This window comes from Streptomyces sp. NPDC048297 (genome assembly GCF_043201585.1).
Classification (GTDB): Bacteria; Actinomycetota; Actinomycetes; order Streptomycetales; family Streptomycetaceae; genus Streptomyces.
In genome coordinates this window covers 104,531-121,644 of sequence record NZ_JBICZA010000011.1, presented here as the reverse complement: position 1 = coordinate 121,644, position 17,114 = coordinate 104,531, and the positions used below count along the sequence as shown (strand labels likewise).

10 protein-coding genes and 1 pseudogene are annotated in these 17,114 nt (G+C 72.8%); 7 read left to right on the top strand and 4 right to left on the bottom strand.

Features of this window, described 5'->3' with window-relative positions:
• Positions 1 to 4: 4 nt before the first annotated feature.
• From ACGFYV_RS14640 to ACGFYV_RS14625, 4 genes and pseudogenes are all read left to right on the top strand, one after another.
• Positions 5 to 1,744 carry a SulP family inorganic anion transporter gene (locus ACGFYV_RS14640; RefSeq protein WP_393878729.1) on the top strand — a complete coding sequence of 580 codons (1,740 nt, stop codon included), beginning with the start codon at positions 5 to 7 and terminating at the stop codon, positions 1,742 to 1,744.
• A gap of 183 nt (positions 1,745 to 1,927) precedes the next feature.
• Positions 1,928 to 2,551, top strand: a complete 624-nt coding sequence (locus ACGFYV_RS14635) for a DUF6230 family protein (RefSeq protein ID WP_393878728.1) — start codon at positions 1,928 to 1,930, stop codon at positions 2,549 to 2,551.
• Positions 2,542 to 2,985, top strand: a pseudogene (locus ACGFYV_RS14630) (DUF6114 domain-containing protein); the annotation flags it as partial. The gene ACGFYV_RS14635 and the pseudogene ACGFYV_RS14630, both read left to right, overlap by 10 nt.
• Before the next feature lie 70 nt (positions 2,986 to 3,055).
• Positions 3,056 to 3,649: a hypothetical protein gene (locus tag ACGFYV_RS14625; RefSeq protein WP_393878727.1), complete on the top strand. Its 594-nt coding sequence runs from the start codon at positions 3,056 to 3,058 to the stop codon at positions 3,647 to 3,649.
• A gap of 121 nt (positions 3,650 to 3,770) precedes the next feature.
• On the opposite strand, the gene ACGFYV_RS14620 is transcribed toward ACGFYV_RS14625, so the two are convergent.
• Complete coding sequence (locus ACGFYV_RS14620; RefSeq protein WP_393878726.1) at positions 3,771 to 7,550, bottom strand: S8 family serine peptidase; 3,780 nt, start codon at positions 7,548 to 7,550, stop codon at positions 3,771 to 3,773.
• 307 nt (positions 7,551 to 7,857) lie between these two features.
• On the opposite strand from ACGFYV_RS14620, the gene ACGFYV_RS14615 reads away from it, so the two are divergent.
• Together ACGFYV_RS14615 and ACGFYV_RS14610 are read left to right on the top strand one after the other, a co-directional pair.
• The gene (locus ACGFYV_RS14615) at positions 7,858 to 8,850 is read left to right on the top strand and encodes an ATP-binding cassette domain-containing protein (protein WP_393878725.1); all 993 of its coding nucleotides are present in this window, start codon (positions 7,858 to 7,860) and stop codon (positions 8,848 to 8,850) included.
• Entirely contained in the window at positions 8,847 to 9,611 is a 765-nt protein-coding gene (locus tag ACGFYV_RS14610) for an ABC transporter permease (RefSeq protein ID WP_393878724.1), read from the top strand. The genes ACGFYV_RS14615 and ACGFYV_RS14610 overlap by 4 nt, the downstream gene beginning before the upstream one ends.
• Here the strand turns inward: ACGFYV_RS14610 and ACGFYV_RS14605 are convergent.
• Together ACGFYV_RS14605 and ACGFYV_RS14600 are read right to left on the bottom strand one after the other, a co-directional pair.
• Entirely contained in the window at positions 9,595 to 12,744 is a 3,150-nt protein-coding gene (locus ACGFYV_RS14605; RefSeq protein ID WP_393878723.1) for a BTAD domain-containing putative transcriptional regulator, read from the bottom strand. The genes ACGFYV_RS14610 and ACGFYV_RS14605 overlap by 17 nt on opposite strands.
• Positions 12,745 to 12,880: 136 nt before the next feature.
• The gene (locus ACGFYV_RS14600) at positions 12,881 to 14,062 is read right to left on the bottom strand and encodes a hypothetical protein (RefSeq protein ID WP_393878722.1); all 1,182 of its coding nucleotides are present in this window, start codon (positions 14,060 to 14,062) and stop codon (positions 12,881 to 12,883) included.
• A 122-nt stretch (positions 14,063 to 14,184) separates the two neighbouring features.
• Between ACGFYV_RS14600 and ACGFYV_RS14595 the strand changes: the two genes are divergently transcribed.
• The gene (locus tag ACGFYV_RS14595) at positions 14,185 to 14,364 is read left to right on the top strand and encodes a hypothetical protein (protein ID WP_393878721.1); all 180 of its coding nucleotides are present in this window, start codon (positions 14,185 to 14,187) and stop codon (positions 14,362 to 14,364) included.
• A 52-nt stretch (positions 14,365 to 14,416) separates the two neighbouring features.
• Here ACGFYV_RS14595 and ACGFYV_RS14590 read toward each other — a convergent pair whose 3' ends face one another.
• Positions 14,417 to 16,921 (bottom strand): glycoside hydrolase family 65 protein, encoded by a 2,505-nt coding sequence (locus ACGFYV_RS14590; protein WP_393878720.1) that lies wholly within the window; start codon positions 16,919 to 16,921, stop codon positions 14,417 to 14,419.
• Between the last annotated feature and the right edge of the window lie 193 nt (positions 16,922 to 17,114).

Sequence of the window (17,114 nt, the reverse complement as noted above, 5' to 3'; positions counted from 1 at the left end):
CTCCGTGCGAAGGATCCTGACGGTCCGTCCGGCTCTTGCCGCGCTGGGCGGACCGAAGCCCGCGGACGTGGGCGCCGGCCTGGTGACCGGGCTCTTCTCGATCCCGGAGGGCATGGCGTACGCGTCCATCGCGGGGTTCAACCCCATCGCGGGCCTGTACGCGGGCGTCGTCCCCGCGATCGTCGGCTCGCTGACCGCCCGTACGGTGCTGATGGTCACCACGCTGACCAGCGCCATCGCTCTCACCTCGCAGAGCGTGCTGGCGCAGGCGGGTCTCGACCCGGCGAAGGCCGGCAACGTCGCTACGCTGACGCTGCTGGCCGGGGTCGTCATGGTGCTGATGGGTGTCCTGCGGCTCGGCGTGGTGATGAGTTTCGTGTCCAACGCCGTGATGACGGGCTTCTCCACCGGCATCGCCCTGCAGATCATCACCGGTGTCCTCAAGGACGCCACCGGCTACAAGCCGCAGGGCCACAACCGCCTGTACCAACTGGGCGACTGGCTCGCCCACATCGGCCGGTGGCAGCTCGCGGCGACCCTGGTCGCGATCGCCACGATCGTCGTCTGGGCGCTCGCTCGCGCGGTGCGCCGTCTGGAGCCGGTCGCGCTGCTGGTGGCGATGATCGTGGTCAGTGCCGTGGTCGCCCTGCTCGGGACGGACGTCGAACTCGTGCGGGACATCGCGCACATCCCCGCGGCCCTGCCCGGTTTCTCGGCGCCCGACCTGTCGGCCGTACCGCACCTGCTCGGGGGCGCGGTCGCCGTCGCCCTGGTGGCGCTGGCCCAGGCGGCGAGCATCGGCTCGTCCGTGCCGAACCCGGACGGCTCACGTTCCTCGGTCAACGGCGACTTCACCGCGCAGGGCCTGGCCAACCTGGCCGGCGGCCTCTTCCAGTCCCTGCCCGCCGGCGGCTCCCTGTCCCGTACCGGGGTGGCCGTCTCGGCGGGGGCCCGCACCCGCTGGGCGGGCGTCCTCTCCGGGATACTGCTGGCGCTGGTGGTGCTCGTGTGCGCGCCACTGGCCGAGCACATCCCGATGCCCGTGATCGGCGGGCTGATCCTGGTGGTGGGCGGCGAGCTGATCTGGGGCAAGCGGCGGGACATCCTGCTCGTGCTGCGTACCTCGCGGCTGTCGTCCGCGGCGATGGTCCTGACCTTCCTCGCCACCACCCAACTGCCCCTGCAGCAGGCGATCGTGTTCGGTGCGGCGGCCTCGCTCCTGCTCTACTGCGTGCAGGCGGCCCGCCAGGTCCCGTTCCTCGCCCTGACCCGCGACCCGCGGGGCCGCTGGCACCTCGGCGCTCCCCCGGACCGGCTGCCGTCCGGGGACGTGACCGTGCTGTACTACGCGGGGACGAGCTTCTTCGCCGAACTCCCGCGTATCGAACAGGCTCTCCCGCGCACCGACGACGCCCGTGACGCGGTGCTGATCCTCGTCCTGCGCGGAGCACCGGACGTGCCCTCCTCGTCCATGGCCAAGGTGATCCGGCGCCATGCGCGCGAACTGCACGAGCGGGGCGGGCGGCTGATCCTCGCGGGTGTGGCGCCCGATCTCGAACGAGTCCTCAGGATGACCGGGGTCGCCGGGGATCTCGGGCCGGGCGGGATCGTCCCGGCGGCGGGCGCCGTGTTCGACCCGCTGGACCAGGCACTGGCCGACGCGCGCGCCTGGATCGCCGACCGGCCGGTGGTGGGGGTGGCCGACGGGGACGACGGCGCTGTCCCGTACGGCCCTTCGCCCTGACGCCCGGCGGCCCCGGCACCTCCGCCACCCGAACGGCTCAGCAAAAGTTGCCTCACCCGTCCGGCGGACCTGACACACAGCCGGTCGCCATGCCCGCGCCCCTAGGATCCGACACCGGACAAACGGAACATCGCTGGCCTTGCCGGGTGCGGGCGGCCCCCTTTGACGACCGAAGGAGACTGGATGACACACCAGGCGGGCAGAACCCGTTGGAGGCGTTTCGCGGCCGTCCTGGTACCCGGCGTCGCCGCCTGTGCGGCGCTCGGCATCGCGATGGCACAGGGCGCCCTCGCCGCGTCGTTCTTCGTCTCCGGCCAGAAGTTCCAGATCAGCGCGGACTCGCTGACCGCCAGCGGCTTCAGCCTGTACACCATGGTCGACATGACCCGCAAGCACGAAGCCGTGCCCGTGCTGGTCACCGGAGTCCGGCACGCGTCGGTGAGCGGGCTGTGCCAGTCCATGGTGGTCGACCTCCCGGTGCTGGGCCAGTACACGGTGCGGCTCTCCGGCGGCGAGGAACGGCCGATCGAGGCGTCCGACCTGTTCCTCGACGTGACCGCCGAGTCCGCCGGGCAGGCGAACTTCAGGGATCTCGACATCGGCATCGCCCAGGGGTCCCTGACCACGGGGCCGGTCCGTCCCGAGGACCGCAGCTCGCGGCTCTTCGACCCCGACCTCCCCGCCCAGCAGGCCCGGTCGATCTCCCTGACGAATGTCCGCACGACCGCGATCGCCGTCTCCGCCGGCAGTTTCGACGTCCCGGGGCTGCGGGCCGTGCTCAAGCAGGGGCGCCACGAATGCTTCTGACCCCGCCGCGGCGCGTACTCACCAGGTTCTTCGGCACTCCGCGCGAGACGCCCCTCACCGTGGCCGGGGTCAGACGCCGGTTCCGCACCTGGCGGGGTGAACGCCCTTTCTGGGCCGGGCTGTTCACGTTCAAGGCCGGACTGCCCATCCTGTACTGGCCGTACGCACACCTGGAATTGGGCGGCATCCCGCTGGCCATGTCGACCACGTCCGGTGCCGGATCCCTCACCATCGGCGTCCTGCTGATGACGCTGGGGCTCGCGCTCTGGTACCGCCCCCACCTTCGCGTGTTCGCCGGGATCGCGGCCATCCTGCTCTCCCTCTTCTCCTTTCCCGTCGCGAACTTCGGCGGCCTCTTCCTCGGAGTGTTCTCCGGCCTCATCGGGGGCTCCCTGGCGTGCGCCTGGCTGCCGCCGCCCGCGAAAGAGGACGACGGTGGCAACTGAGACGGTGACAACTGGGAGGCGTCTCAGGCCTGTTGTCTGCGCCCTGACTCTGGCAGCCGTGCCCCTGGCCCTGCACCTGACCGCTCCCCCGACACCGACGGCAACGGCAACGGCGCCGACGGCCTCGGCACCGGCAACGGCACCGACGTCCTCGACACCGGCACCAGCACCGCTCGTCCAGCTGCCGGCTCGACCCGCGAGCGGCGCCTGGGTCCTGCGCGCCGACCGGCTGGTGTTCCGCGACACCCGGTTCCGTGGTGTGGTCAGGGTGCGGACCGCCGCCGGGACCGTGCGGGTGCTCAAGTTCACCGCACGGTCGCTGAACGCCCTCGGTCTCGACGTGACCACGGGCCGAGGCCGTGCGGCGCTGCGGATGCGGGCCCGGCCCGCGAGCACGTCCACACTGCAGGGGCGGGGCGGCGACGGCATGGTGACGCTCTACGTGCGCAGCCTGTCCGGCTCGCTCCACGGCCGCGAGATCACCCTCACTCCCGACGCCGTACCCGACTGGCTCTCGCCGACCGTCTCCCCCGCTGCCCCCGCGACCCCCGCCCGCACGCTCACGTTCGCCGGCGCGACCATGTCGACGCTCGCGCAGTTCGGCGGCGATCTGTCCCTGCCCGGACCGGAGTTCCGCAGCACGGCCGGGTGACGCGGGCGCTGCCGCACTGCCGCATGGCCCGCACTGCCGTACGGCCGCACGACGAACCGCCGGGCGGCACCTCTGTGGCCGCCCGGCGGTTGCCGGTGTGCGTGGGATCAGCGCGGAGGGATCAGCGCACGTCGTAGGCGCGCTCGACGGTCTGCGTGACCGAGTTGTCGTTCGTGTCGGTCAGCGTGACCTTCAGGGTGACCTGCTTGCCGGAGGCTCCGGCGTGGTCCACCATCGCGGTCCAGGCGCCGTCGTTCTCGGCGGTCGGCGCCTTGGTCCAGGTGGTGCCGCCGTCGTAGGAGTACGAGAGTTCGGCGCCGCGCAGGGCGCCGGGCGTGTAGCCGGCGTGGCCGGTGGCGGTGAGGGTGATGTGCTGGCCGTCGGAGGCCGGCAGGGTCTTCAGGCCGTCCTCCGGCAGGCCGTAGTGCGGGAAGAGGAGCGGCAGGCCCTGGGAGTAGGCGTTCTCGTCGAGGTGCGAGCGGAACGACCAGGTGGTCCGGGTCGAGGTGGAACGCTTCCATACCTGCGCCGGCTGACCGAACTTGCCGGTGTTCAGGGTCAGTTCGTACGCCGAGTCGGCGGCCGGGACGTCGAAGACTCCCGAGGCCCAGCTGCTCGATCCGGCGTCCTTGCCGTCGATGCGCAGGGTCATCGAGCCGAGGTCGCCGAACGAGCCCTGGGTGGCGCTGTGTTCACCGTCGCCCCAGATGCTGGGCGCGATGCCGATGAGGTTGCCCTGACGCTCGGCGGCGAGCTGTTCCCGGCCCGCGGCGTCGCGCGGGGCGGTGGGGACGATGACGCCGTCGTACCAGCTCTCGGTGCGCCGGTCACCCGCCTTGTAGGTGTGGGCGGAGCCGTCCATGAACTCGCCCCAGGGGAAGCTGCTGGAGACCCACTGCGTGAAGCCGGTGTCGCCCGCGCTGTAGTACTCGGTGCGCTCGGCGGGCACCGGGACCAGGTCGAACACGCCCACGGGCACGTCCGTGTCGGGACGGTGTGCGGTGACCCCGTCGAGGTAGTCGGCGGCGACACCCATGCTGTGGTACGTGGCCTTGGTGCTGCCGAGGCCGGCGTCCCGGACGCGGTAGGTCCGGTCGGACTCGACGGGGCCGTTCTCCGGGAAGGCGAGGGTGTACACGTACGGGCTGACGGCGGTGGCCCGCCAGTCCAGGGTGACCGGGCCGGACGCCAGCCGGTCCAGGACGGACTTCGCGTCGCCGGCGGGCAGGCCGAGGACCGGCAGCGGTCCGCCGGTGTAGCCGACCGAGGGGTACCAGGTGGCGGGAGCGTCGTGGTAGGCGACGAGCGCGACGGCGCCCGCGGTCCGGGCTTTCTGGGCCTGCGTGTTGACGGCGGTGGTGGTGTCCGGGACCCGGATCAGCGCGATCTTGCCCTTGACCTGGGCGGCGGCGAGTTCCGCGGCGGTGCCGGCACCCGCGTCGACGACCTCGGCCGTGCCGGTGCCGTCGAGGTTGACGGAGCCGGTGGACGCGGTGACGGGGTGCAGGCGCGGACCGCCGGCGATGCCGAAGTCGCTGATCTGCGGGGCGTAGCGGCGCCAGTAGCTGCCGAACTCGAAGTCGCCGTCGTGGGGTCGGCCCTGGACGTCGGCGTAGTAGCCGTCGATCTGGCGTCCGCCGCTCAGGGAGCCCGCGTGCAGCCAGTTCGCGCCCCAGGTGCGGGCGAAGGTGAGCGTGGTGCTGTGGTTCTCGGTGGGCCGGTCGGTGCGCACGGACAGCCGGTGCGCGTCGCGTGCGTCGAGGACGACGGTGGTGTCCTTGGTGATCCGCAGCTCCGGGCGGGCCTCGTACGTCACGGAGTCGACCTGGGTGGAGCCGCTGTCCGGGGTGATGATGTAGGAGGAGAGGAAGTAGGTGCCGGGGCGGACCTGGTACGTCTGCTCGGTGGCGCCGTCGTTGTAGCGCCGCTCACCGGACGCGACGTCGGTGCCGATCAGGTCGAGGGACGAGGAGCCCGTGGCGGGCTGTCCGGCGCGGTCGACGACCTTGACGCGGAGGGTGACGGTCTCCGGCTGGACGTACAGCGCGAAGGGGGTGGAGACGGTGACCTTGTCGGCGGCGCCGCTGCCGGTGGTGGCGACGACGCGGCCGGTGACGTCCCCGTACTGGCTCGCCTTGAGGGAGGCGTCCGGGTCCAGCTGGAGCGGCACCGTCACGGTGGCGCCCGCGGGCACGGTCACGGACCGGTCGCCGAGCTTGGCGAGGGCCGAGTGGACGGCGGAGCCGTCGTTGCCGGTGACGTCCCGCACGGTGAGGTTCAGCGTGACGGGGTGGTCGGCGGTGTTGGTGTAGGGCACGTCGACGGTGGTGCGGTCGTCCTTGCCCTGCGGCCAGTCGAAGCTGCCGCCCTGCACGGCGGGGGCGCCGAGCACGGTCTCGTCGATCGCGGCCTTCACGTCGAGGCGTCCGCCGCCGGTCTCGCGCACGTCGCCGGGGATGGCGCTGTCGGCGGAGGAGACGAGCGCGGCCTTGATCTGCTGGGCGGTCCAGTCGGGGTGGCGCTGCTTGACGATGGCGGCTGCGCCCGCGACGTGCGGGGTCGCCATCGAGGTGCCGCTCATGGTCTGGTACGCGTAGATGCCACGGCCGCCCGCCGCGGCGGCGGAGATGCCGACGCCCGGCGCGGCGATCTCGGGCTTGAGGGTGTGCGAGCCGTTGACCGGGCCCCGGCTGGAGAACGACGCGGTGGAGTCGTCCCGGTCGACGGCGCCGACGGTCAGGACGCTCGGCGCGCAGCCGGGCGAGGAGACCGTGTTGAGGGAGGGTCCGGCGTTGCCGGCCGCGATCACGAACAGGGTGTTCCTGTTGGCGCGGGCCAGTTCCTCGGTGGCCGTGGCCATGGGGTCTGAGCAGTCCGTGGGCGACGGGTCGCCGAGGCTCATGGAGACGACGTCGGCGTGCTGGTCGACGGCCCACTGCATGCCCGCGATGATCCACGACGTGGCCCCGGAGCCGGAGTCGTTGAGGACCTTGCCCATGAGGAGTTCGGTGCCCGGTGCGACTCCGCGCTTCTTGCCGCCGCTCGCCGCGCCGGTGCCGCCGACCGTGGAGGTGGTGTGGGTGCCGTGCCCCTGGTGGTCGGTGGTGTCGGGCGAGTCGGTGAAGTTCTCGGTGGCGCCGATCCGGCCCATGAGGTCGGGGTGTTCGACGTCGACGCCGGTGTCGAGCACGGCGACCTTGGTGCCCTTGCCGTCGTATCCGGCGGCCCAGGCCTCGGGGGCGTGGACCTGCTTGGTCGACCTGTCGAGGGTGGCCTCGACCTTGCCGTCGAGCCACAGCTTCTTCAGGTTCCCGGCCGCGCGGGAGCGCGGGGAGGTGATGTCGGCCCAGAAGGAGGCCGCGTCCTTCTTGGCGGCCTGGAGGGCGACGCCGTCGACCGGGTCGAGGACGAGGCCGCGTTCGGCGCCGCGCGGGGTCGCGGGCACGCTGCGGGCGACGTCGACGGACTTGTCGTAGACGGCGATGAGCGGTGTCACGTCGGAGTGCGCGTCGTCGTACCCCTGGCGCACCAGGCCGGTGACGTTGAAGAGTTCCTGGTCGACGCGGCCGGCGGCGATCGCCGCGGTGGCGCTGTCGGGGTAGACGTAGAGGTCGTCGCCGCTCTGCCGGGTCTGGACGAGTGGGGTGCCGCCGTCGTCGGCGGGCAGCGCGATCGCGGAGCTGCGCCCCGACGCGTCCTTGGTGACCAGGATCCGGTCGCCGGTCACGAGTGTCACGACCGAACTCGTGTCGCCGTGCGCCGCGGCGGCGGCGGTCCCGGTCAGGGGTCTCTCGTTCGCTGCGGAGTCCCCGGGCGTCGCCGCCGCGGAGGTCAGGGCCGTGGTGGCGGCCAGGACGACGGCTGTCGCCGCGCCCAGACATGTACGCGATATCGCGCGCATCGCTCTCCCAAATCCGTGCACCGGCGGATGCCCGCCGGTGTCACACGTCTGCCGGGTTCGCCCATGCCCGTACGAGCAGGCAGGCGGCGGACGAAGCCCGGTCGGTGCTGCGGTGGCCCCACCCTGGCAGACCGTCGGCCGATGCAGAGATGCCAGGTCACGGCGGCTTTGTGCCGTGGCAGCTTCCCGCCATCGGGCCAACTCGGCGCGGACGGCGGCCTTCTGACGCCACTTCACGCAGGTGTGTCAGGGGCCGTGTCAGGGGTGTGACAGGGCGGTGTCAGGCCCGGTCGGGAGGGTGGTGGACATGAAGACTTCGGCGATCGCAGTGTCAGGGCTGCGCAAGGCATACGGCGACAAAGTGGTGCTCGACGGCATCGACTTCGAGGTCGCCACCGGATCGGTGTACTCCATGCTCGGCCCGAACGGGGCGGGCAAGACGACGACGGTGAACGTCCTGACGACGTTGCTGAAGGCGGACTCGGGGACGGTGCGCGTCGCCGGGCACGACGTGGCGACGGAGACCAGGCAGGTGCGCGCGGCCATCGGCGTGACCGGGCAGTTCGCGGCCGTGGACGAGCTGTTGTCGGGCCGGGAGAACCTGCGGCTGATGGCGGACCTGAAGCGGGTGCGCTCCGCGAGCCAGGTGGTCGCGGGGCTGCTGGAGCGGTTCGACCTGGTGGACTCCGCGGACGCGCTGGCGTCCACGTACTCCGGCGGGATGCGCCGGAAGCTGGACCTGGCGATGACGCTGATCGGGAACCCGCGGATCATCTTCCTGGACGAGCCGACTACGGGTCTCGACCCGCGCAGCCGGCGCACGATGTGGGGGATCGTCCGCGAGCTGGTCGCCGAGGGCACCACCCTCTTCCTGACCACCCAGTACCTGGAGGAGGCCGACCAGCTCGCGGACCGGGTCGCGGTGCTCGACCAGGGCCGGCTGGTCGCCCAGGGCACCCCCGAGGAACTCAAGCGCCAGGTCCCCGGCACCCACGTCCGGCTGCGGTTCGCCGGCCTCGAACAGCTCGGCGCGGCGGCGCGGATCCTGCCCCGGGCCGTGCGGGACGACCAGGAGCTGATCCTGCGCGTGCCCAGCGACGGCGAGTCGAGGTCGCTGCGGGCGCTGCTGGACCGGCTCGACGAACACGGGCTCAGCGCCCAGGAGTTCTCCGTGCACACACCGGACCTGGACGACGTCTTCCTCGCCCTCACCGGACGCACGAGCACACAGGGCACGCAAGGCACACAGGGCACGGACGGCGCGGGCAGCGCGAACAGCACGGAGGCGATCGCACGATGAGTACGGTGACGACATCGGTGGCCGACGCGGCGATCATGCTGCGGCGCAATCTGAAGCACACCACGCGCAACCCGCTCGTACTGTTCAACGCGGTGCTGTTCCCCATCGTCATCATGCTCATGTTCGTCTGGGTGTTCGGCGGCGCCTTCGACACGGGCGAGAGGAAGTACATCGACTACGCGACGCCGGGTCTGCTGGTGATGGCCATCAGTTACGGGCTGGGGTCCACGGCGACGGCCGTGAACTCCGACATGACGAAGGGCATCATCAACCGGTTCAAGGTCATGGACGTGTCCCGCGGTTCGGTGCTGACCGGGCACGTCGTCGTCACCACGGTGCGCTGTCTGGTGGCGGACGCGGCGATCCTCGGGGTGGCCTTCGCGATGGGGTTCGACCCGGGCGCGAGCGCTCTCGACTGGCTCGGCGCGATCGGTCTCCTCGTGCTGCTCAGCTTCGCGGCCGGCTGGCTCACCGTCGCCGTCGGGCTGGCCGCGAAGACCGCGGAGTCGGCGGGCCTCGCCACCGTTCCGCTGATCATGCTGCCGTTCCTGAGCAGCGCGTTCGTGCCCGCGGACACGATGGGGACCGGTGTGCGGCAGTTCGCGCAGTACCAGCCCTTCACGCCGGTCATCGAGACACTGCGCGGGCTGCTGGAGGGCGACCCGTCGAGGGGCGACGCGATCGCGGCCGGCGCCTGGTGTGCCGGATTCGCCCTCGTCGGGTACGTGTGGGCGGTCGCCACGTTCAAGAAGCGAGCGTGACCTCGGCCAACCGGGTCCAGTCGGCCGCCGTCCCCGCCCGCACCGCCTCGGCGAACCCCTCTTCGCCGAGGCGGTGCCGCGCGCTCCGCTCGATCCGTTCCGCGTCGGGGTGGGAGCGGTCCGGGAGTCCGCGTACGCCCGTGCTCGCGGCGAGGAGCCGTGCGGCGGCCTCGTGTTCGCCGCGGCGCAGCGCGAAGTCCGCGACGCCGACCAGCACATGGGCGATCAGCGGTGCGTGTCCTCCCTCGGACGCCGCCCGGCAGGCCGCCGCGCGGTGCGCACGGGCCTCGTCGAGGTCGTCGGTGAGATACCCGAGCAGGTCGTGTGTCACCGCGCGGTTGTTCGGGCGCCGTGCTTCGTCGCCCAGAATGCCTGTGGCGAGGCCGAGTTGCCGGCGCGCCTCACCCATGTCGCCGCCCCACCGGGCGAGTTCGGCCTTCACGAGGGCCAGGTCGGCCAGCGCGTCCGACCAGGTGACCCGTTCCGCGCACCGCTGCGCCTCGGCGACGGCGGACGCGCTCGCGTCCGCGTCGCCCATCAGCCAGTACAGCTGCGCCTGCCGCGCGCGCATCCGGATGACGTCCTCGACGGCGCCCATCTCGCTGACGACGGCGGTCGCCTGCTCGTAGTAGGCGCAGGCACCGGCGAACTCGCCGCGCACGGCGATCCGGTCCGCGAGTTCGGTCAGGGCTATGGAGGTCCCGAACCGCTCGCCGAGCGCCCGGAATTCGGCGAGTGCCGTCTCCAGGTGGGCGTCCGCGTCGCGTCCGCCCTGCCCGAGCACGATCCGCATCTTGCCGAGGTGCAGCCGGGCCAGCGCACGCGCCCACGGATCCTCGTCGTCCAGGAGCAGTTCGAACGCCGGCAGGAACGCGTCGGGCGTCCGCAGCATGCGTTCCAGCGGGGTGACGAACCCGATCAGGGGGTGCGCGGACCGGCTGCGGCCGGCGAACCGGTGGGCCTTGTGGATCCACTCCGCGGCATGATGTTCGTCGCCCCGCCCGGAGCTGACGAACATCGCGATGAGGGCGTACGCCGTGGCGCGGACCTCGTCCGTCACCTCGCCGGGCGTCTCGGTGGCCGCGGTCATCAGTTCCAGGCCCTCGGCCCGGTGCCCGCTGAGCCACCAGTACCAGCCTGCGCCCGCCGCGAGCCGCGTGGCCGCCTGCGCCTCGCCCGCCGCGAGCGCGCCGCGCATCGCGGCACCGATGTTGTCGTGCTCGGCGCCGAGCCCGGCCAGCCACCGCAGTTGGCCGGCGCGGCGAAGATGCGGCTCCGCGGTCTCGGCGAGTTCGGTGAAGTGGGCGAGGTGCGCGTGGCGCGCCCGCTCCGACTCCCCCGCCTCGGCGAGCCGGTGCGCCGCGTACTCCTTGACGGTGCCGAGCATGCGGTAGCGCGGGGCGCCGTCGCCCTCGGCGAGCAGCAGCGACTTCTCGGTGAGCGCGGTGAGCAGTTCGAGCACCTGCTCCTGCTCGACCGCGTCACCGGCGCAGACCCGTTCCGCGGCGTGCAGACTCGCGCCGCCGCTGAACACGGAGAGTCTGCGCAGGACCGTCCGCTCGGCCTCGGTGAGCAGTTCCCAGCTCCAGTCGACGACCGCGCGCAGCGTCCGGTGGCGGGGCAGGGCGGTGCGGCTGCCGCCGGTGAGCAGCCGGAACCGGTCGTCGAGCCGGCCCGCGAGCTGCTCGACGGACATGGTGCGCAGCCGGGCCGCGGCCAGTTCGATCGCGAGCGGCATCCCGTCCAGTGCCCGGCAGACGCGCACCATCGTCGCCCGGGTGCGGGCGTCGGCCGCGAGGTCCCGGCGCACCGCCCCGGCCCGGTCCCGCAGCAACCGGACGGCGGGCGCGGAGTCGATCTCGGCGGGGCCGGCGTCCGCGCCCGGCAGGGCCAGCGGCTCGACGTGCCACAGTGCCTCCCCGGTGATGCCGAGCGGTTCCCGGCTGGTCGCGAGGATCCGCAGCCGCCGGCACTCCCCGAGCAACCGGTGGGCGAGGACCGCCGCGGACTCGATGACGTGCTCGCAGTTGTCGAGGACGAGCAGCGCCTCGCGGTCGCGGATCGCGGCGACGAGCCGGTCGGTCACCTCGGTGTTCGGGGCCTCGCCGAGCAGGGTGTCCCGCAGGCCGAGTCCGGTGAGCGTCGCCTGTGCCACGTCGCCGGCCGCGCCGATGGCGGCGAGTTCCACCAGCCAGGCCCCGTCCGGCAGGTCGCCGAGCAGGGTGCGCGCGGTCTCGGTGGCGAGCCTGGTCTTGCCCGAGCCGCCCGGTCCGATGACGGTCGTGAGCCGGTGTTCGGCCAGCAGCTCGCGGACCGCGGCGACGTCGGCGTCCCTGCCGACGAAGGTGGTCAGCTCGGCGCGCAGGTTGGTCCTGCGGGCCCCGTCCGGTGCGCGTCGCCCCAGCTCTCCGCGGAGCACGGCGACGTGCAGCGCGGCCAGCTCCGGCGAGGGGTCGGCGCCCAGCGCGTCGGCGAGGGCGTCCCGCGCCCGCTGGTAGACCAGCAGTGCCTCGCTGTCGCGGCCGGCCGCGGCCAGGGCGCGCATCAGCGCGGCGACGAGCCGTTCGCGCACCGGGTGTGCGGCCACCAGGTCGGTCAGCTCCGTGATCAGCGCCGTACCGCGCCCGAGGGTCACCTCCGCGTCGGCCCGCTCCTCCAGCGCGGTCAGCCGTACCCCTTCGAGCCGGACGACGGCTGCGTCGAACGCGGCGCTGTCCGGCAGGCCGACGTCTTGCAGGGCCGCACCCCGCCACAGTTCCAGGGCCTCGCGCAGCAGTCGCGCCCGCCGCGAGGCGTCCTCGGCGCCGGCCCGCGCCGCGGTGACGAGGCGTTCGAAGCGCACGGCGTCGACGGCGTCGGGCTCCACCGTCAGCCGGTAGCCGTCGGTCTGCCCCTCGACCACCCCGTCGGGCAGTGCTTTGCGCAGCCGGGACACCAGGCGTTGCAGGGCGTTCGTCGCGTCGACGGGCGGGAGTTCACCCCAGATCCAGTCGACGAGCGACGCCTTCGGGACCACCTGGCCCGCTCTGAGAGCGAGGACGACGAGCAGCCCGCGCAGCCGCGCCCCCGGCACGTCGACCAGGCAGCCGTCGTCGCCCCGCACCTCCAACGGCCCCAGCATCCCGATCCGCACGCGCCGATTTTGCCACGGCCGCGGGACGGGCCGACCGCGCCGGGAGGGGGCGGGCTCGCCGGGGAGGGGGCGGGCGCGCCGCGCCGGGAGGAGGGGGTCGGGCCGCGGCCCCTTGCTGGTGCCCCGTGCGAGGCGGTCAGTAGCGCAGCAGCGCGGCGACTCCGCCCGCCCCGGCGAGCGTGCCGTCGGGGACGAACAGCACCTGTGTGTCCGCCGCGATCGCCCGGTCGACGAGCTGCTCGACGACGTCGGTGGCCACGCCCAGGGAGTGGGGCGGGGGCTCGATGTCCTGCTTCGGTTCCGGCAGGGTCACCGGCCTGGACATCTCGACCAGTTCCAGCATCCGGCCGTCGCCGGTGATCCGGCCCGCCAGGGTCAGCCCCTCCTCCACGATCAGGTGCTGCACCCGCTTGTCGGCGACCGCGGTCCACACCTCCGCCGGGCCGCCCGCGTACTTGCCCTGCCCGTGGGCCTCGTTCAGCGCGTTCAGGGCCTCGGCCACCTGCCGCCGGTAGAACTCGGCGAGGACCGGCTGCAGCCGCCTCATCAGGTCCTGCGGGCGGTCCTTGTCCATCCCGGTGAGCGGCAGGGTCCCGGCGACGTGGTTGCCGTACGTGGTGATGCCCTTGAACGCCGAGAGGATCTTGTCGCCGCCGATGACGAAGAGCGGCAGCCCGGCGTGCTCGCCGAGCGCGTCGCCCAGCCGCTTGTCGACCCTGCGCAGGTACTGCTGGACGCGCTCCTCGTGGCCCTCGTACGGCGCGGAGTGGGGGATCAGTCCGGGCAGGGCGTCCTCCGGCGACGGGATCTCGGGGGCGCACGGGAAGCCGTGGTGGTCGATCTGCACCAGTCGGCGCACCGAGCCGTGGTAGAGGCGGCACATGTCCTGGTCGAGGACGAGCACCAGGTACGGCCGGGACCGCTGCTCGGCCCCCACGAGGTAGCGGGTCAGGAACGACGAGGAGAACTCGACCCGCGGTTCCACGTCGGTGAGCGACGTCATCTGCCACACCTGGACCGGCTCGTTCGCGGCCAGGTAGACGACCATGGCGTCGTCGGGATGGAAGGGATCGACCTCGCGCTCGATCACGGCGGGATCCAGCACATGGTCCCGCAGCTCCAGCTTGATCTCCCGCCCCACGTCGGGGTCGTCCGCCAGCCGCCGCTTCGCCTCGGTGACGAGGTCCCGCAGGGTGATCCGGTTCTTCTCGCTGAAGGGGAAGTCGGGATCGGTCGGCACGACCAGCGTGATGGCGGGGTAGGGCCGCTCCTCACTGAGAGCGGCCCGGATTTCGGGAGTCAGCTCTGAGGTGTGCATCTTGTCAGCGTCGCACCGGGCGTCGGGGCCCGCACCTCGAAGCGGGCCCCTGCCCGGTCGCCGCCCGGAAGGGGGCGGCGTAGCGTGAGCCGTAACCGTGAGCGGCGCCAAGGAGTCGAGTCATGCGTAAGAACTCTCCGGTAAAGGGACATCACGGCCTGGGTGCCCGGGGGCAGGGCAAGCTGCTCTACTTCCACACGCAGATCCCCGAGACGGCCGTCCGGCAGGCGAAGAGCCAGCCGCCGGTGGGCCGCCGGCAGCAGCACGACCACCGCCAGGCCGACGGCCGCTGGACCGCCTGACACCGACCACCCGACGCCTCCGTCCACCGGCACCGGCACAAGCACCGGCGCCTCAGTCCACCAGCAGCAGCCGCACCGTCTCCCCCGGCTGGACGGACACCAGCCGGTCAGGGAGGCGGATGTCGATGGGCGCGGCGTGCGAGGACGGTACGGCGGCCTCCAGCAGCCCGGAGCACAGCCACAGGCGCACACCCCAGTGGTGCCGGTAGCGCAGGGTGAAGCCGTAGGAGGAGAGCTCGGGCAGCGGGACCGGGTCGAGCCACAGGGCGCCGTCGCGGGTCTCCAGGCCGGTCAGTCCGCGCTGGACGAGGACGAGGGTGCCGGCCATGGCGCCGAGGTGGATGCCCTCGCCGGTGGTGCCGCCCTGGATGTCGGCGACGTCCCCGCGCAGGGCCTCCGCCACACAGCCCCAGGCGTCGGCGCGGCGGGCGCGGGTCAGGATCCAGCCGTGGACCAGCCCGCTGAGGGTGGAGCCGTGGCTGGTGCGGCGCAGGTAGTAGTCGACGGTGGCCGACCAGGTGTCGTCGCGCAGGTGGTGGCCGAGCCGGGCGAACAGGGAGCGGAGTTCGGCCGGTGAGAAGAGGTAGCCGAGCATCAGCACGTCGGCCTGCTTGGACACCTTGTACCGGTTGACGGTGTCGCCCTCGGCCTCCAGGATCCGGTCCAGGCGGCGGATGTCGTCGTACCGCTTCCGGTAGCCGTCCCAGTCCAGTTCGGCGAGGTCGCCGTAGCCGTCGAACTGGCTGATCACACCGTCGTGGAAGGGGATGTTCAGGCCCCGGGAGACGTCCTCCCAGCGGGCGGGTTCGTCGGGCTCCAGGCCGATGCTCTCGGTGAGTTCGCGGCGGCGGGGCTCGGGCAGCGTCTCCAGCAGGTCGAGCGCGCGGGCGAGCACCCAGGCCGCGGTGACGTTGGTGTACACGTTGTCGTCCAGGCCGGGTCCGGCCGCGTCCGGGTAGGCGTCGTGGAACTCGTCGGGGCCGACGACGCCCCGGATGCGGTACCGGGCGAGACGCTCGTCCCAGGCGGCCGAGTCGGCCCAGAAACGGGCGATCTGCAGGAACATCTCGGCGCCCTCGCCGTGCAGGAAGGCGGTGTCGCCGCTCGCCTCGGCGTACTGCCACACGTTGTACGCGATCGCCGAGCCGACGTGCCACTGCAGCCGGGAGTGGTCGGGCAGCCAGCGTCCGGAGCGCGGGTTGAGGTGCAGTTCCTGGGTCTCCTCGCGGCCGTCGCTGCCGCTCTGCCACGGGTACAGCGCGCCGCGCCGGCCGAGTTCGCGGGCGGCGCGGCAGGCCGTGTCCAGGCGGCGGTGGCGGTAGCGCAGCAGGGCGCGGGAGACCTCGGGCAGGTGCAGGTCGAGGTAGGGCAGGACGAACAGTTCGTCCCAGAAGACGTGTCCCCGGTAGGACTCGCCGTGCAGTCCGCGCGCGGGGACGCCGACGTCGAGGTCGGCGGTGTGCGGGGAGAGGGTCTGCAGCACATGGAAGAGGTGCAGGCGCAGGATGCGGCCCGCCTCGCCCGGCACCTCGAGTCCGGCGCCGCGCCACAGCTGCTCCCAGGCCGTGGCGTGCGAGTCGAGCAGTTCCTCGAAGCCGGGTGCGGCGGCGACGCGGTCGACGGCCGCGCGCAGCGGGTCGCTGATGGCGGGGTCGTGGGAGGTGTGCAGGGCGACGCACTTGTCGATCGTGACGGTACGGCCGGGGGTCAGCCGCAGGCGCAGCCGCTGTACGGCACGGCGGGGCTCGTGCGCGTAGGTGAGGTCCGCGTCGGCGAGGACCGCGTCGGCGAGGACCGCGTCGGCGAGGACCGCGTTGGTGAGGACCGCGTCAGTGGGGTCCACGCCTGTGAGGACCTCGCCGGTGGCGTCCGTGCCGGTGGGGCCCGCGCCGCCGGCGTCCGTGCCGGTGGTCAGCCGGGAGGCGAGGCCGACGAGGATGTCCGAGGTGCGGGTACGGCAGCGCAGCCAGGTCGTGCCGGGTGCGGCGGTGCCGGTCTCGACGTGGGTGAGGTGGCGGCCGTCGAGGTCGCGGTAACGGGCGACGCCGGAATTGGTGACCGTGCCGTCGAGCGCCGCCTCCACCTCCAGATCGCAGGCGGCGCCCTCGGCGGTGAGGTCGGTACGCAGGGCGGCGAGGTGGGGGTCGGCCATGTGGACGAGGCGGAGTTGACGCACCAGGAGCGTGCCGCCGGCGGGGAGCCGGTAGCGGGTACGGCGCTCCAGGACGCCCGGGTCGAGGTGGAGGGCGAGATGGTGCAGGTCCACGGGGGTGGTGTCGGGATTGAGCCAGTCGCCGCCGGCGGGGCGCAGGCGCAGCGGGAGCCAGTTGGGCAGGTTGACCATGTCCTCGTTCTCGACCCGCCGGCCGGCGACCTCGCAGGTGAGGCGGTCGTAGCAGCCGGCCGCGTAGGTGCCGGGGTAGTGCACACCGTCGGCGACGCACTCGGGCAGGGCACCGCGGGTGCCGAAGCGGCCGTTGCCCAGGGTGCACAGGGACTCGCGCAGGCCCTCCCGCGCCGGTTCGTAGCCGTCGTACTCCCACAGCAGACCGGTCACCGCGCGGCCTCCCTTCGCGTGTCGGGGCCGGGGTGCTCCGCGAATCCGCGTATCCAGCCTGCGCGAATCCACACCTGTGGTCCATGGGCGTACACACGCGCCTCGCCCGGCCGGGCCCCGGGAGGCCGGCCGGGCGAGGCGCCGGTTCGATCGATCGGACGGTCGATCGGACGGACGGTCGGACGGTTGATCG

What these genes read in the sequence shown, in the direction of transcription:
- ACGFYV_RS14595 (WP_393878721.1), top strand. Translation starts at nt 14,185, where the DNA reads ATGCGTAAGAACTCTCCGGTAAAGGGACATCACGGCCTGGGTGCCCGG.
- ACGFYV_RS14615 (WP_393878725.1), top strand. Translation starts at nt 7,858, where the DNA reads ATGAAGACTTCGGCGATCGCAGTGTCAGGGCTGCGCAAGGCATACGGC.
- ACGFYV_RS14635 (WP_393878728.1), top strand. Translation starts at nt 1,928, where the DNA reads ATGACACACCAGGCGGGCAGAACCCGTTGGAGGCGTTTCGCGGCCGTC.
- ACGFYV_RS14600 (WP_393878722.1), bottom strand. Translation starts at nt 14,062, where the DNA reads ATGCACACCTCAGAGCTGACTCCCGAAATCCGGGCCGCTCTCAGTGAG.
- ACGFYV_RS14620 (WP_393878726.1), bottom strand. Translation starts at nt 7,550, where the DNA reads ATGCGCGCGATATCGCGTACATGTCTGGGCGCGGCGACAGCCGTCGTC.
- ACGFYV_RS14610 (WP_393878724.1), top strand. Translation starts at nt 8,847, where the DNA reads ATGAGTACGGTGACGACATCGGTGGCCGACGCGGCGATCATGCTGCGG.